The organism is Bradyrhizobium sp. 215_C5_N1_1, assembly GCF_052075935.1.
Taxonomy (GTDB): Bacteria; Pseudomonadota; Alphaproteobacteria; order Rhizobiales; family Xanthobacteraceae; genus Bradyrhizobium; species Bradyrhizobium barranii.
Genome location: NZ_CP197228.1, coordinates 3,881,258 through 3,895,426, shown reverse-complemented (window position 1 = coordinate 3,895,426; position 14,169 = coordinate 3,881,258). Strand labels below are relative to the sequence as shown.

The window sequence follows — 14,169 nt, the reverse complement described above, 5'->3', positions numbered from 1 at the left end:
GACTCACGAAATCAGGGAGATGGACGCATACGAGAGGCGTCTATCCATTAACACGTTCGACACGGGCCACGACCGCCTTGGCGCGCAGCTGGGCGAGGATCGCGCTCAGATGCTTGAGATCGTAGACCTCGAGGTCGATCGTCGTCTCCGTGAAATCGGGCGAGCGGCGCTGCATGCTGATGTTGTCGATGTTGCCGTCGTGCTCGGCGATCACGGTCGCGATCTGTGCCAGCGCGCCGGGCTCGTTGACGTTCTCGACCTTGATGCGGGCCGGGAAGCGCTGCGGGGCGGAATCCTCGATGTCCCAGCGCACGTCGAGCCAGCGCTCCGGCTCCTCCTCGAAATCCTTCAGGGCCGGCGCCTGGATCGGGTAGATCGTGATCCCCTCGCCCGGCGTGACGATGCCGACGATGCGGTCCCCGGGCACGGCGCCGCCGTTCGGCGCGAACTTCACCGGCAAATCGGAATTGATGCCGCGGATCGGGATCGCGACCGGGCTGCGCGGCGGCTCCGACGACTTCTCCCTGAGCTTGGCGGCGAGCCCCTTCTTGACGCCGTAGCGCGCGATGCGCTCCTCCTTGTAGTCGGGATACATCGCACGCGCGACGTGGGAGGCCTTGATCTCGCCGCGGCCGACCGCCGCCATGACGTCCTCGATCGAGGTGCGCGCGAGCCGCGGCAGCGCGCCCTTGAGCTTGTCGTCGGCGTATTCGATCTTGGCGCGCTCGAACAGGCGTTCGACGATGCGCCGGCCGAGACCGACATATTGGTCGCGCACCGCCGTCCTGGTGGCGCGGCGGATCGCGGCGCGCGCCTTGCCGGTGACCGCGAGCGTTTCCCAGGCCGACGGCGGCGCCGCCTGCGCCTCCGAGGTCAGCACCTCGACCTCGTCGCCGTTCTGGAGCTCCGAGGACAGCGGCGCGAACTGGCCGTTGATCTTGCAGCCGACGGCGCTGTTGCCGACGTCGGTGTGCACGGCATAGGCGAAGTCGATCACATTGGCATGGCGCGGCAGCGCGATCAGCTTGCCCTTCGGGGTGAAGCAGAACACCTGGTCGTGGAACAGCTCGAGCTTGGTGTGCTCGAGGAATTCCTCGGGGTTGGCGCTCTCCGAGAGGATGCCGATGGTGTGGCGCAACCAGGCGAACGCATTGGACTCGCGCTTGAGAAACTCGGTCGGCGAGCCCACGTCTTCCTTGTAGAACACGTGTGCGGCGATGCCGCGCTCGGCGATCTGGTCCATCGCCTCGGTACGGATCTGCAGCTCGACGCGCTGGTTGCCGGGGCCGATCACCGTGGTGTGGATCGAGCGGTAGTCGTTCTGCTTCGGCGTCGAGATGTAGTCCTTGAAACGCCCGGGCACGACCGGCCAGTTGGTGTGGACGATGCCGAGCGCGCGATAGCAGGCCTCGATGTCGTTGACGACGAGGCGGAAGCCGAAGATGTCGGACAATTGCTCGAAGCCGACCGACTTGCGTTCCATCTTGGTCCAGATCGAGAACGGCTTCTTGCGGCGGCCATAGACCCGCGCGCCCAGCCCCCGGTGGCGCAGATTGTTGGAGAGCTGGTCCTCGATCTCGCCGATCAGGTTGCGGTTGCGCTCGGCGAGCGCGTCGAGCCGCTGCATCACCACCGAATAGGCTTCGGGATCGAGGGTGCGGAAGGACAAATCCTCCAGCTCCTCGCGCATTTCCTGCATGCCCATGCGGCCGGCCAGCGGCGCATAGATGTCGAGCGTCTCCTCGGCGATGCGCCGTCGCGACTCCGGCGGCACGAAGTCCAGCGTACGCATGTTGTGCAGGCGGTCGGCGAGCTTGACCAGCAGAACGCGGACATCGTCGGCAATGGCCAGCAACAATTTGCGCAGGTTCTCGGCCTGCTTGGCCTCGCGCGACACCAGCTCCAGCCGCTTCAGCTTGGTCAGGCCCTCGACCAGCGCGCCGATCTCAGGCCCGAAGATCTGGTCGATCTCGGCACGCGTCGCCTCGGTGTCCTCGATCGTGTCGTGCAGCAGGGCGGCCACGATGGTGGCGTCGTCGAGCTTTAGATCGGTGAGAATCGCCGCCACTTCGAGCGGGTGCGAGAAGTACGGATCGCCCGAGGCACGGGTCTGCGAGCCGTGCGCCTTCATGGCGTAGACATAGGCGCGGTTCAGCAAGTCTTCGTTGGTATTGGGATTGTAGGACCTGACGCGCTCGACGAGGTCATATTGACGCATCATGCGCGCGCGAGGCTTGGCCGGGCGCCCCACCGGCGCAGTCGGGGCCACGGCAACCGATTCGGTTGCGGCCAGCATCTGCGTTTGTCTCCGGCGCCGATACACCATGCCATCCTGCCTTCAAACGGACCATGAGCCGCCCGTTGCATACATCTTAGCCCCGATCGCGCGTGCGTCCGATCAATTCGGTGACAGGCAAGCAACGCGATGCGGCAACGCTATGGTAACCACGAAAACGCCAACAAAAGCAAAGGCCCGAACACGGGTTCGGGCCTCTGATAAGATCACAAGAAATCGACGACTGCGACGGGACGATTACTCGTCCTCCTCGGGCTGTTCTTCCGGCGGCGCGAGGCCCTCGAGGCCCTTCAGGAGCTCCTCTTCGGTCATGCGCTCAACGGCAACTTCGGTATCGTCGGCATCGACGCTGGCACCGGCGGAACCGATCAGCGGGACCGTATCGGGCTCGGGCTCGTCGACCTCGACGAATTTCTGGAGCGAGTGGACCAGCTCCTCGCGGAGGTCCTCCGGCGAGATGGTTTCGTCCGCAATTTCGCGTAAAGACACAACGGGGTTCTTGTCGTTATCGCGGTCAACCGTTAGTTGTGAACCGGACGAAATCATGCGGGCCCGGTGGGCGGCCAGCAGGACCAGGTCAAACCGGTTGTCGACCTTGTCGATACAATCTTCTACGGTGACGCGAGCCATGGACTGTCGCTCCGTTGTGGGTGGGACGAAATATGTGGATGATTGGGGCTAGTTATAGGGGACAGGGCGATTTCGCAAGGCCAATTTGTGATTTGGCCTCGCCAAACGGCTCTGCTACCCCCACATTGGGGCTGGGATGGGTGGTTTGCCGGGCTGCTATTGAGGGTGGCACCGGGCGTGTGCAGGTCCGCCATAACTATACCTTGATTGCCACGACTTCTCCGGATTTGCGGTTTCGACGGGCTTCGGCGGCACCATAGACCTGCGCGGCTTGCTGTCGCCGCGCCAACAATAAACGATCAATCACGAACGCTACGCGAGCAAACTGAATGTCACCTTCTGCCACTAACAAGATCGCGCTCTTCATCGATGGGGCCAATCTCTACGCGACGGCGAAAACTCTCGGCTTCGACATCGACTACAAGCGCCTGCTGAAGGAGTTTCAGAGCCGCGGGACGCTGTTGCGGGCGTTCTACTACACCGCGATCATCGAGGATCAGGAGTACTCCTCGATCCGCCCGCTGATCGACTGGCTCGACTACAACGGCTACACGGTCGTCACCAAGGCGACCAAGGAGTTCATCGACGCCTCCGGCCGCCGCAAGGTCAAGGGCAACATGGACATCGAGCTCGCCGTGGACGCCATGGAGCTCGCCGAGCACATCGACCAGATGGTGCTGTTTTCGGGTGACGGCGACTTCCGCTCCCTGGTCGAGGCAGTCCAGCGCCGCGGCGTACGGGTCACCGTGATCTCCACCATCGCGAGCCAGCCGCCGATGATCGCCGACGAGCTGCGCCGCCAGGCCGACGTCTTCACCGACCTCGTCGAGCTGCAATCCAAGCTCGGCCGCGACCCGTCCGAACGCCCCGCCCCGCGTGAGCGCGGCGAGCGTGGCGAGGGACGCCATCACGCCCCCCAGTTCCTCCAGCGCGCGACCACGATGGCGCCGAGGGGCGATGACGACTTCGAGGAGTGAGGCGGCCCGGTCAAGCCGCCAGCCTCTCACCCTCGTCCCTGACCGTGACTGTCCGCTTTGTCCGCGCCTGGTCGCCTTTCGCGAGGCGAACCGCGCGCGCGAGCCGTTGTGGCACAACGCGCCGGTCCCCCCCTTCGGCGACATCAAGGCACGCCTGCTGATCGTCGGCCTGGCGCCAGGCATGCAGGGCGCCAACCGCACTGGCCGCCCCTTCACTGGCGACTATGCCGGCGACCTGCTCTACGCCACGCTGCTCGAATACGGCTTCGCCAAGGGCACCTATCAGGCGCGGCCCGACGACGGCCTGAAGCTGGTCGACTGCCGGATCGCCAATGCCGTGCATTGCGTTCCGCCGCAGAACAAGCCGCTGCCGGTCGAGATCAACACCTGCCGCCAGTTCCTCGGGGCTACGCTCGCGACGATGCCGAACTTGCGCGCCATCGTCGCGCTCGGACGGATTGCGCACGACACGGTGCTCAAACCGCTGAACCTGAAGGCCTCGCAAGCTCCCTTCGGCCACGGCGCCGTGCATCAGGCCGGCGCATTCAGGCTCTACGACAGCTATCATTGCTCGCGCTACAACACGAACACCGGCGTGCTGACGACGGACATGTTCCGCAGCGTGTTCGCGAAGGTGAAGGCCGACCTGGACTAGGGCTCGGCTGGATTGGCCTTCAGCCAGTCCAGGACATCGCCGGCGTTCCGGTCGGGCGGAAACACCGGATAGAACACATGCGTGACTTTGGCGTCGTCGATGATCAGCGCAAGCCGCTTGATCAAGGTCAGGCCAGCGACCTCCATGGTCGGCAGATTGAGGGCGCGCGTCAGCGCCAGCTTCTCGTCCGACAGCACGGGGAACGGCAGGTGCAGCCGCGATGCCATCTCGGTCTGGTACGCGTTGCTCTGGGTCGAGAGGCCGTACACCTGGGCGGCGCCGGCAGCTTTCAGCTCGGCAAACAGATCACGAAACGCGCAAGTCTGCGGCGTGCAACCGCGCGCGCCCGGGATCATGTCCCAATCGTCGACCAGTCCGATCTTGCCGGGCTCGCCGGTGCGCGGATAGGCGAACACCACGGTCCGGCCGGAGAGTGCTGACAGATTCACCGACGTATCGTCGGTGGCGAGCAGGCTGATCGCCGGTAGCGTCGTGCCCTTGAGATGCGCGGCGCCGCCGTCGTCGGCGGGTGCGGGAATCTGGCTCCAATCGACCTCGAGCAGGTTCTTCTGAGTCATCCACCAACCTCTTGCCGCTATCCCCTCGCCCGCAACAGTCGGCCCTTCTCCCGGCTCCAGTCGCGCTTCTTCTCGGACTCGCGTTTGTCGTGCAGCTTCTTGCCCTTTGCAACCGCCAGCTGCAGCTTGGCCCGCCCGCGCTCGTTAAAATAGAGCTTGAGCGGGATCAGCGTCATGCCTTCGCGGTCGACCGCGCCCATCAGCTTGTTGATCTGCTTGCGATGCAGAAGCAGCTTTCGCGGCCGCTTGGGCTCGTGATTGAAGCGGTTGCCCTGGAGATATTCGGGAATGGTGGCGTTGATCAGCCAGATCTCGCCGTCCTTGGAATCGGCGTAGGACTCCGCGATCGTGCTCTTGCCGTTGCGGATCGATTTGACCTCGGTGCCGGTGAGCGCAATGCCCGCCTCGATCGTGTCTTCGATCGCATAGTTGAAGCGGGCCTTGCGATTTTCCGCCATGACCTTGATTGGACGTTCGTTCTTATCGGCCATGGAAGACAAACCTGATCGAGATGCGCGAGGACGCTAACAGTTTGGATGAAGCGCGCGCGTCAAGACTTCTTGAGGAGATCGCGGATCTCGGTCAGCAGCTCGACCTCGGCCGACGGTTTTGCCGGAGCCGCAGGCGCCGCCTCCTCCTTGCGCTTCAGCGTGTTCATGGCGCGGATCACCAGGAACAACACGAAGGCGACGATGATGAAGTTGATCGTCAGCGTCAGGAAGCTGCCGTAAGCAAGCACTGCACCTTGCTTTTTCGCATCCGCTAAGTTGGTGGCGGTCACCGCCTTCGACAAGGGGGCGAAGTAGTTCGAGAAGTCGAGGCCGCCGGTCGCGGCGCCGATGATCGGCATGATGACGTCACCGACCAGCGACGTGACGATGGCGCCGAAGGCCGCACCGATGATGACGCCGACGGCGAGGTCGACGACGTTGCCTTTCATGGCGAACTCGCGGAACTCCGTGAGCATCTTCCTGCCCTTCTCGTCGACGCTCATGAACGGCTCCCCGGTTGGCTAAATCAGTTGATCAGCCCAGCATGAACCATCGCGCTGCGCACGGCAACGCGCGTCGGCTCGGTGACCGGAACCATCGGCAGGCGCAGCGTCTCGTCCAGCTTGCCGAGCAGCGACATCGCGTACTTGATCGGCGCCGGATTGCTCTCGATGAAGAGGTTGTTGTGCAGCGGCATCAGCTTGTCGTGGATTGCGAGCGCCGCCTTGGTGTCGCCCTTCGCCCAAGCGGCCTGGAATTCCGAGCACAGCCGCGGCGCGACGTTCGAGGTCACCGAGATGCAGCCATGGCCGCCATGCGCCATGTAGCCGAGGATGGTCGCGTCCTCGCCGGAGAGCTGGTTGAAATCCTCGCCCATCGCCGCGCGCTGCTGCGAGACGCGGACCATGCTGGCGGTGGCGTCCTTGACGCCAGCGATGTTCTTCAGCTCCCACAGCCGCTTCATGGTGTCGACCGACATGTCGATCACCGAGCGCGGCGGAATGTTGTAGATGATGATCGGGATGCCGATCGCATCGTTGATCGCCTTGAAGTGCTGGTACATCCCTTCCTGGGTCGGCTTGTTGTAATAGGGCGTCACGACCAGCACGGCGTCCGCGCCGGCCTTCTCGGCGTGCTGCGCGAGCTCGATCGCCTCTTTCGTCGAATTGGAGCCGGCACCCGCGACCACGGGTACGCGCCCCTTGGCTTCAGCGATGCACCATTCGACGACCTTCTTGTGCTCGTCATGGCTGAGCGTCGGGCTCTCGCCGGTGGTGCCGACCGGGACCAGGCCGTTGGTGCCTTCCGAGATCTGCCAGTTGACCAGCGAGCGGAACGCCGCCTCATCCAGCGAGCCGTTCTTGAACGGCGTGACCAAGGCGGTGAACGATCCCCGGAATTTCGTCTTGGCTGCCATGGACTTCCTCCGTACGCGGCTATCTCTTGAGCAAGCTGCATTCATATCGGGTCTATCCCGCCGGTAAAAGACCCGCTTCCGTGTGACGCACCGTTTAGGCCGCGATTTTGCCGCGGTGGTGGTGCAAACCGGGCAAAGGTAAGCAGCTGTTGGTATTTTGTCCGCATATTCAAGCGAATACAGCTAGGTCTTGAGCCAACTGACTGATTCGGGGCGACCAAACGCCGTGACCTCCTTTCCTCGTTCCGCATGGCGATCCACCGGTCTGGCCGTGTGCCTCATGGCCGGGCTGTCGGTCGGCTGCGCCGCCCTGGCCAAGTCCAATGAGACGACCGCGGACGGGGCCAAGGACACCGCGAAGCCGGCGGCCAAGGACGCCGCGAAGGGATCAGCCAAAGAAACAACGAAGGGAACCGGCAAGGAAACACCGAAGGGCGCGAGCAAGGGAGCAGCTGCCGCCCCGGCCAAGGATGCCGCGAAGAAACCCGGCAAGGATGCTGGCAAGGACGCCGCCAAGGATGCAGGCAAAAGCGCCGGCAAGGAACCCGCCAAGGACAAGCCCAAGCCCGCAGCCGCCGCGCCAAAACCACAGCCGGCCGCCAACGGCTCGCCCCCCAAGACCGCACCCGCGCCGGCCGTGACGGCCACCGTCAGGCCTGCCGCCCCGGCGCCCGTCGCCAAACCCGTCGCAGCTCCTCTGCTTGCGCCGGCGACCCGCCAGCACGCCACGCCGCGCAAGCCGGTCACGCCGGCCGCGGTCGCTGCGACCTCCTCGACGTCGCAGGCCGACAAGGACACGCTTGAGAACGTCATCGAGCTCGTGCGCAAGCGCAAGGCGGCCGACGCCACCAATTACGCCGCCTCGATCTCGGATCCCGTCGCACGAAAGCTCGCCGAATGGATCATCCTGCGCAGCGAGGACAATGGCGCGACCGTGGAACGCTATCGCGCCTTCCTCTCCGCCAATCCGAGCTGGCCGTCGCAGACCTTCCTGCGCCGGCGCCTGGAGGCCGCGATGTGGGACGACAGGCGCGACGATTCGGTCGCGTGGTCGTGGTTCGAGAATGAATCGCCTGTGTCCGCCAAGGGCCGCTTCACGCTCGCCAAGGCGATGCTGGCGCGCGGCGACCGCGCCAACGCCGAGCGGCTGGTGCGCGAGGCCTGGCGTAGTGATCCGATGTCGGAGGAGACCGAGAACAACGCGCTCGACCAGTTCGGCGCCCTGCTGACGCCGAGCGACCAGAAGGCGCGGATGGACACCTTGCTCTACGGCAGCGAGAACGAAGCTGCGCTCCGCGCCGCAAAGCGCCTCGGCGCCGGCTACGTCGCGCTCGCCAAGGCCCGCATCGCCTCCGTCAAGAAGGCGCCGAACGCGCGCGCGCTGCTCGACGCCGTGCCACGCGAGCTGCACAACGATCCCGGCTTCATCTTCAGCAAGATCCAGCTCCTGCGCCGCGAGGAGAAGTTCGCCGAAGCCGCCCAGCTGATGCTGTCGGCGCCGAAGGATCCGAACCGGCTCTACAATCTCGACGAATGGTGGATCGAGCGGCGCCTGCTGGCGCGCAAGATGATCGACACCGAGGAATTCCGCAGCGCCTATCTGATCGCGCGCGACGCGGCCCTGCCCTCGCGCGACATCTACAAGACCGAGCAGGAGTTCACCGCCGGCTGGATCGCGCTGCGCTTCCTCAACGACCCCGCCGCCGCCACCCAGCATTTCGCCCGCATCGGCGTCGGCAGCGTCAATCCGACCACGCTGGCGCGCGCCGGCTATTGGCAGGGCCGCGCGGCGGAAGCGGCGGGCCGCCAGCAGGAGGCGCGCAACGCCTACGCCCGGGCGGCCGAGCAATCCACCAGCTATTACGGCCAGCTCGCGCGCGCAAAACTCGGCCTGCCGCAGATCGAGCTCAACAGCCAGCCGCGCGGCCGCGGCGCCGAACGGCTGGAGATCGTGCGCGCCGCGCACCTGCTCTACGAGCTCGACGAACGCGAGATGGCGATACCTGTTCTCGCCGACATGGGCGAGAACGGCGATCCCGAGGCGCTTGCCGGCCTTGGCGAGCTCACCCAGCGCTACAACGACGCGCGCGGCATGCTGCTGCTGGGCAAGGCCGCGCTCAACCGCGGCCTCCCCTTCGACTTCTACGCCTATCCCGTCAACGGCATTCCGCAGTTCACGCCGATCGGCCCCGAGGTCGAGCGCAGCATCGTCTATGCGATCGCGCGGCAGGAAAGCGCGTTCAACCCCTCCGTGGTCTCGCCGGCGCAGGCTTACGGCCTGATGCAGGTGACGCCGGACGCCGCGCGCTATGTCTGCAAGCGGCACGGCGCGACCTACGATCTGGGGCGGCTGAAGAACGATTCGGTCTACAACGCCACGCTCGGCTCGGCCGAGCTCGGCGGACTGCTCGAGGACTACCGCGGCTCCTACATCATGACCTTTGCCGCCTACAATGCCGGCCGCGGCAGCGTGAAGAAATGGGTCGACCGCTACGGCGACCCGCGCGATCCCAAGGTCGACGCGGTCGACTGGGTCGAGCTGATTCCGTTCTCCGAGACGCGCAACTACGTGCAGCGGATCATGGAGAATCTTCAGGTCTACCGCGCCCGCTTCGGCGGCGGCACACGGTTGCAGATCGAAGCTGACCTGCGCCGCGGCACCGGCAGCGTGGAATAGAGCCATCCTCCTGTGCGCTCCCGATTGACCGCCGAGAGCGTCGGCGGCGAGCGCCGCAGCGCCTCCGGACGTGAGCTGCTGAAGAAGAGCTGAAGCTCGCGCGTGATCTTCAGGCGAGCCTTGCTCGACGCTGAGCCCTGAGCGCTCCCTGGTCGTAGTCCGATCGGCAAGCTCGCCGTTCCACGTCCTCGAACATGAAGGCGTCGATCGCCGCCTGCTGCAGCGTCAGGACGGTGGGGCGCTTGCAAGGCCATGCCGGTCAACGGCAGGCGGCCCGTTGCATACATTGCGCGGAGATGCCCGCAGCGCAGAGGCCCTCCTCCGTAACAGCCTCGTCGAGATCGTCACGGACGATGGAGCACGGGAGCAACGCCAGCCCTCCGCCAGCATTCCGCGGCGTTAGAACAGCCATGCCGCCAAAAGAAAAGCCCCGGCGGTTTCCCGCCGGGGCTCTCTGTCAGGTCGTTAGACCGAACTTACCAGTTGCGCTGAGCGCGGAGCAGCATGCTGACCGTGCTCTGATCCTTCAGCTGGTACACGGCACCCGGCTTGGCCACAACTAGCGCAGGGCCGGCGGCCACCGTGCTGATCGTACCAGCGTACTTCTGGTCGAGCATGGTGTAAGCCACGTCCGCCGAGAAGGTCAGGTTCTTCACCGGGGTCCAGCGGGTGATCAGACCGATCGTGCCGATGTTGAAGTTCGGATTACAAGTGGTGATACCCGCAGTGGCGGCACCCAACGTAGCGAGTTGGCCGCAAATGAGAGCCGCACCACCGTTGCTGTACGTCAGCTGAGCGTACGAACCGTAGATCGCGGTGTTCCAGTACGGATCCCAGTTGTGGGTGTAGGCGCCGCGCATACCCCAGCTCGTAACCGTGTTGATACCGGTCCCGTTGGCGAACACACCATCAGCCGCACCGGCAAGGCCAATGCTCTGATAGGCGCCAGCCACGTTAGTACCGCCGAACATTGCATAGTTCTGCGAAGCCAAGCTCTGGAAGTTGTAGCGGGTCGCACCATCGGTGTAGACCGCCTGGACGTTGATCACGTCGCCCGCGCCAGTCGGAATGTTCTTGATGGACAACGCCGCTTGGACAGCCCAGCCCCACTTGTCGCCCGGATGACCGGCCGCTTCGGTTCCGACAAGACCAGGGGTCGCGTAGTATGCGACATGGTTGTTATGCGCCGCTGCGGACAACTGGAACAGACCCCAAGCCTGGTCAATACGGACCATACCCTGGATGTCAGGAGCCCGCGTGCCGCCGAAGGCATTGATGCCGTAGCCGCCGGTACCAAAACCCGCGACCGAAATGCCGGAGCTGGTGTTGTACAGGTTGCTCTGGTAGTAAGCGGTCGGGTCAACGGCCGAAATCGCGGCAGTGATGCCCTGACCAAAGTCAGCGGTGTAGGTGAACTGGTTCACACCAGTGACCGTGCCGCCGCCACCAGTCAGACCGTCGAAGTTGTTACCCGGATAATTGGTCCAGGGGGCGTCGAACTGGGCAACCGCCTTACCCATCGTGAAGCCAGCGAACTGGATGAAGGCGTAGTACACGCCGAGCGTACCGCCGGCGATTGCGCCTGCGTTGGCATTGTTAGGGGCGCTAATGCCCGAAGCGCCGAGCTGCGAGTAGATGGTGGAGCCGTTAGCGGAGGCGCCGTTGCCCGAGTAGGTGTCCGTCGTCCACGAGAACACAACGTCGGCGAAGGTACGAACCACGCCGTATTCGGTCGCGGTGCGCGTATCGACGTTGAAGTCTTCACGGGCACGAGTGACGTAGTAGTTCGTCAGACGGTTCGCAGAACCGTTAACACCGCTGAAATTACCGTTGAAATCGGTTGCGTTGACCGCGACTTCAGCACGCAGGTAACCACCCAGCTTGATGCAGGTGTCAGTGCCCGGGATGTAGTAGAATCCGGCACCGTACAGGGAGCAGATCTTCACGTATTCGACCGCTTTGGCCTTCACGGGGAGATCGGCTGCCTGTGCTCCGCCAACGGCAATCAGACCTGCCGCTGAACCGAGCAAAAGGCTCTTAACCAACTTCATGTTAAACCTCCAAGTTTGCTCTATAGGGAAGGTTCCGGATCCGCTGGGTGACGACACCCTAAGGTTGGTTCCCTTGTCCCTTAACTCACCGCTTAGTCGCTTCGCGCCTTCGGACACACCCGCTGAACGCGAGGGACTTAAGCGAACCACCTAAAACGGGACGACCTCGGGATGCCCCCCTCCGTCGCTCAGTCACAATTACCGAACGTCTTTGCACACACAACAAGAGAACGCTCCGTAGCGAGCCCATGACGTTTGTTTTCCGAAGGGTGTTGCACAAATAACACGCAGATGTGATCGAAGCGCGCTCGCAACATATTGATTTTGCTTATGTTTCTAGGACGGTTCCGTTTGCCGTCAAAATTCCCCACCTGAGGCGTTGTGGACGGAACTCCGGCCTGAACAGGCTTTGACGCGCACGAATCGTGGAATCAGAAGGAGACTCAAGGAGAAGGCACACAGGTCTTCCCGCGACTCTCCACCAGGCGCAGACATGGTCGCGGCAACGCCCAAGGCGCGCTGCGAAGGCTCTTTGTCGATGGTGGGGATGATTGAGACCGGAGCGGACAGCTCGGCTGGCGGAGACGGAGGGATTCGAACCCTCGATAGGCCTTTACAAGCCTATAACGGTTTAGCAAACCGCCGCCTTCAGCCACTCGGCCACGTCTCCAATATGCCGGGTATGCCCGACACGGCGGCGAGCCGCAAGCGGCAGAATCAAGGTCTGTGCGTTCTTTCACCTGAAAGCGACCGCCGGACGACCGCGAAAGCCTGGCGCATGGATCAGCGCGGCACGCGCAACCGATTCGCGCTCTCTATATATGTGCGCATCCATCCACGGGATTGCCGGATCCGCCGCTGCCAGGGCGCATTCAGCACCACCTCGCCGGCTCAGATATTGAACCAGACGCCGGAGCTGCGCCGGGACGGAAGGCCCAAGACCTCTACATCCCCGGCAAGAGGCCCGTCTTGTGCGGCCGTCCGGGTTCCAGAGCGGAATCGTCGGGCGGCGGCTCGGTCATGCCGCGCGGGTCCGGGTGGCGACACGACGAAGGAACCTGATTGAGCGCAATCGGGCTACCCGTGAAGACAAGGGTGCGGATGCGATTCTCGGCTCAGTGAGCCGAGACCCACGCCCTCGCCTCGCGCTGCGCGGCCGAGATCTCGGCGTCCGACATCTGCCCGGCGACTTCCTGGCGGAGCGCCACGGCGTCCTTGCGGCCCTTCAGCGCGGCGAGGTTGAACCATTTATGTGCGGCGACGAGGTCGACGAGGCCGGAGCGGCCGCTCGCCCAATAGATCCCGCGCTCGAACAACACGTCCGACAGCGCGCTCGCGTCGATCGGCGTCGCCGTCTCCAGATCGAAAGTACCCTGAAACATAACGCATCCCCTTTTTTTCTGCCGCCTCGTTCCCCCGAGCGCGGCTCCCGTCCAAAGACCTGTTCAACTCATCCCCATGCCGTTTGCCGGCTTGTTGAAGGCGATGATGGCGGGCAAATTTGAATGGCAGTTTAAGTATCGCGATGAAGCAGACGTAAACGCACCCGCACGGCGCGCGCGCGACGAATGCAAGAAGTCCCCGCTTTGCAGGCACTTCTGCGATTCGTCAGATTCGGTTTACCCTGGGATTTTGGGAGAACGATAACCATCGCGCGCGGTGACGCGCGCCCTGCGGTTACAATTCATGGGAGGGGCGCGTTGTGGGAGGGGCGCGCTGGCAAGGCCACACAGGCGCCTCGCGCGGCGGCGCCACCCCGTGGCCGGCAGGCCGCGCAGCGCGAAGCGCGCGACTTTAGGAATCGGAGCGCCGGCCTCGCATTGCGCCTGCGCGGCGAACGACAGTTCGCCCCAGCCCTCGCCTGCCCCAAGGCAGCGCGGCCACGTCACGGTCAGATCAGCAATGTGGGAAAAGGGAATGCCGGCAATACCCCGGCCTCAAGAGAACGAGGGCGTCGGCGAACACGTCAGGACCAGATTCCACGTTGGCCCGAAGGCCGCTTGTGAAATTGCGGAGCCCTTGAGAAGGAGAACCGCACCGAACGAAGAAAACTTGTTTCTTCTGCCGGACCGTACTTTGGCGAGCGAACCCGCGAAAGAGAACGATCCGACCGTTGGCCTGATGTCTCGCCGACACCCTCTATCGCCGACCAGAACCTGTTAGAAGGCGCTGATGACGTGCCGGCTCTCTAGGAGCCGGCAACTTCAGAAGCGAAGTTACTTCTTCTTCGCGACCTTGCGGGTCTTCTTCGCAGTCTTCTTCACTGCGCTCTTCGCCTTCTTCGCCTTCTTCGCCTTCTTCGCTTTCTTGGCCATGTTGCCCTCCGATGTGTGAGATGGCTGTAATCGCTGCATGCAGTCGGGGATCGAATGCACACTCATCCCGAATACACCAACA

General features: G+C 63.9%; 11 protein-coding genes and 1 tRNA gene. 3 read left to right on the top strand and 9 right to left on the bottom strand.

Annotated features, from left to right (window positions below; genetic code table 11):
* Window positions 1-40: 40 nt before the first annotated feature.
* Both AB7G19_RS18735 and rpoZ read right to left on the bottom strand, forming a co-directional pair.
* Complete coding sequence (locus AB7G19_RS18735; protein ID WP_071913178.1) at window positions 41-2,326, bottom strand: RelA/SpoT family protein; 2,286 nt, start codon at window positions 2,324-2,326, stop codon at window positions 41-43.
* Between the two features lie 207 nt (window positions 2,327-2,533).
* Window positions 2,534-2,926, bottom strand: a complete 393-nt coding sequence (gene rpoZ, locus AB7G19_RS18730; protein ID WP_014494742.1) for a DNA-directed RNA polymerase subunit omega — start codon at window positions 2,924-2,926, stop codon at window positions 2,534-2,536.
* 329 nt (window positions 2,927-3,255) lie between these two features.
* Between rpoZ and AB7G19_RS18725 the strand changes: the two genes are divergently transcribed.
* Window positions 3,256-3,903, top strand: coding sequence for a LabA-like NYN domain-containing protein (locus AB7G19_RS18725; protein ID WP_071913176.1), 648 nt, complete (start codon window positions 3,256-3,258; stop codon window positions 3,901-3,903).
* Window positions 3,884-4,558 (top strand): uracil-DNA glycosylase, encoded by a 675-nt coding sequence (locus AB7G19_RS18720; protein WP_354100285.1) that lies wholly within the window; start codon window positions 3,884-3,886, stop codon window positions 4,556-4,558. Before AB7G19_RS18725 ends, AB7G19_RS18720 begins: the two co-directional genes overlap by 20 nt.
* Here the strand turns inward: AB7G19_RS18720 and AB7G19_RS18715 are convergent.
* The 4 genes from AB7G19_RS18715 to dapA are packed head-to-tail and all read right to left on the bottom strand — an operon-like array spanning window position 4,555 to window position 7,044.
* Window positions 4,555-5,136, bottom strand: a complete 582-nt coding sequence (locus AB7G19_RS18715) for a peroxiredoxin (RefSeq protein ID WP_354096596.1) — start codon at window positions 5,134-5,136, stop codon at window positions 4,555-4,557. The two genes, AB7G19_RS18720 and AB7G19_RS18715, sit on opposite strands and share 4 nt — an antisense overlap.
* A gap of 17 nt (window positions 5,137-5,153) precedes the next feature.
* Window positions 5,154-5,627 carry an SsrA-binding protein SmpB gene (smpB, locus tag AB7G19_RS18710; protein WP_008133025.1) on the bottom strand — a complete coding sequence of 158 codons (474 nt, stop codon included), beginning with the start codon at window positions 5,625-5,627 and terminating at the stop codon, window positions 5,154-5,156.
* A 59-nt stretch (window positions 5,628-5,686) separates the two neighbouring features.
* Window positions 5,687-6,103 (bottom strand): large conductance mechanosensitive channel protein MscL, encoded by a 417-nt coding sequence (gene mscL / locus AB7G19_RS18705; RefSeq protein WP_135215741.1) that lies wholly within the window; start codon window positions 6,101-6,103, stop codon window positions 5,687-5,689.
* Between the two features lie 50 nt (window positions 6,104-6,153).
* Window positions 6,154-7,044, bottom strand: a complete 891-nt coding sequence (gene dapA, locus AB7G19_RS18700) for a 4-hydroxy-tetrahydrodipicolinate synthase (RefSeq protein ID WP_038975901.1) — start codon at window positions 7,042-7,044, stop codon at window positions 6,154-6,156.
* Between the two features lie 280 nt (window positions 7,045-7,324).
* Between dapA and AB7G19_RS18695 the strand changes: the two genes are divergently transcribed.
* Window positions 7,325-9,721 carry a lytic transglycosylase domain-containing protein gene (locus AB7G19_RS18695; protein ID WP_354096595.1) on the top strand — a complete coding sequence of 799 codons (2,397 nt, stop codon included), beginning with the start codon at window positions 7,325-7,327 and terminating at the stop codon, window positions 9,719-9,721.
* Window positions 9,722-10,197: 476 nt separating this feature from the next.
* Here AB7G19_RS18695 and AB7G19_RS18690 read toward each other — a convergent pair whose 3' ends face one another.
* From AB7G19_RS18690 to AB7G19_RS18680, 3 genes are all read right to left on the bottom strand, one after another.
* A complete protein-coding gene (locus AB7G19_RS18690; protein WP_354096594.1) occupies window positions 10,198-11,772 on the bottom strand; it encodes a porin in 1,575 nt (524 codons plus the stop codon).
* A gap of 576 nt (window positions 11,773-12,348) precedes the next feature.
* A tRNA-Ser gene (locus tag AB7G19_RS18685) sits at window positions 12,349-12,442 on the bottom strand.
* A gap of 445 nt (window positions 12,443-12,887) precedes the next feature.
* A complete protein-coding gene (locus AB7G19_RS18680) occupies window positions 12,888-13,154 on the bottom strand; it encodes a hypothetical protein (RefSeq protein ID WP_014494734.1) in 267 nt (88 codons plus the stop codon).
* Window positions 13,155-14,169 lie beyond the last annotated feature (1,015 nt).

Excerpts from the sequence above, each read along its gene's own strand:
- rpoZ (WP_014494742.1), bottom strand. The coding sequence starts at position 2,926 with ATGGCTCGCGTCACCGTAGAAGATTGTATCGACAAGGTCGACAACCGG.
- AB7G19_RS18690 (WP_354096594.1), bottom strand. The coding sequence starts at position 11,772 with ATGAAGTTGGTTAAGAGCCTTTTGCTCGGTTCAGCGGCAGGTCTGATT.
- dapA (WP_038975901.1), bottom strand. The coding sequence starts at position 7,044 with ATGGCAGCCAAGACGAAATTCCGGGGATCGTTCACCGCCTTGGTCACG.
- AB7G19_RS18680 (WP_014494734.1), bottom strand. The coding sequence starts at position 13,154 with ATGTTTCAGGGTACTTTCGATCTGGAGACGGCGACGCCGATCGACGCG.
- AB7G19_RS18720 (WP_354100285.1), top strand. The coding sequence starts at position 3,884 with ATGACGACTTCGAGGAGTGAGGCGGCCCGGTCAAGCCGCCAGCCTCTC.
- AB7G19_RS18735 (WP_071913178.1), bottom strand. The coding sequence starts at position 2,326 with ATGGTGTATCGGCGCCGGAGACAAACGCAGATGCTGGCCGCAACCGAA.
- mscL (WP_135215741.1), bottom strand. The coding sequence starts at position 6,103 with ATGCTCACGGAGTTCCGCGAGTTCGCCATGAAAGGCAACGTCGTCGAC.
- smpB (WP_008133025.1), bottom strand. The coding sequence starts at position 5,627 with ATGGCCGATAAGAACGAACGTCCAATCAAGGTCATGGCGGAAAATCGC.
- AB7G19_RS18725 (WP_071913176.1), top strand. The coding sequence starts at position 3,256 with ATGTCACCTTCTGCCACTAACAAGATCGCGCTCTTCATCGATGGGGCC.
- AB7G19_RS18695 (WP_354096595.1), top strand. The coding sequence starts at position 7,325 with ATGGCCGGGCTGTCGGTCGGCTGCGCCGCCCTGGCCAAGTCCAATGAG.
- AB7G19_RS18715 (WP_354096596.1), bottom strand. The coding sequence starts at position 5,136 with ATGACTCAGAAGAACCTGCTCGAGGTCGATTGGAGCCAGATTCCCGCA.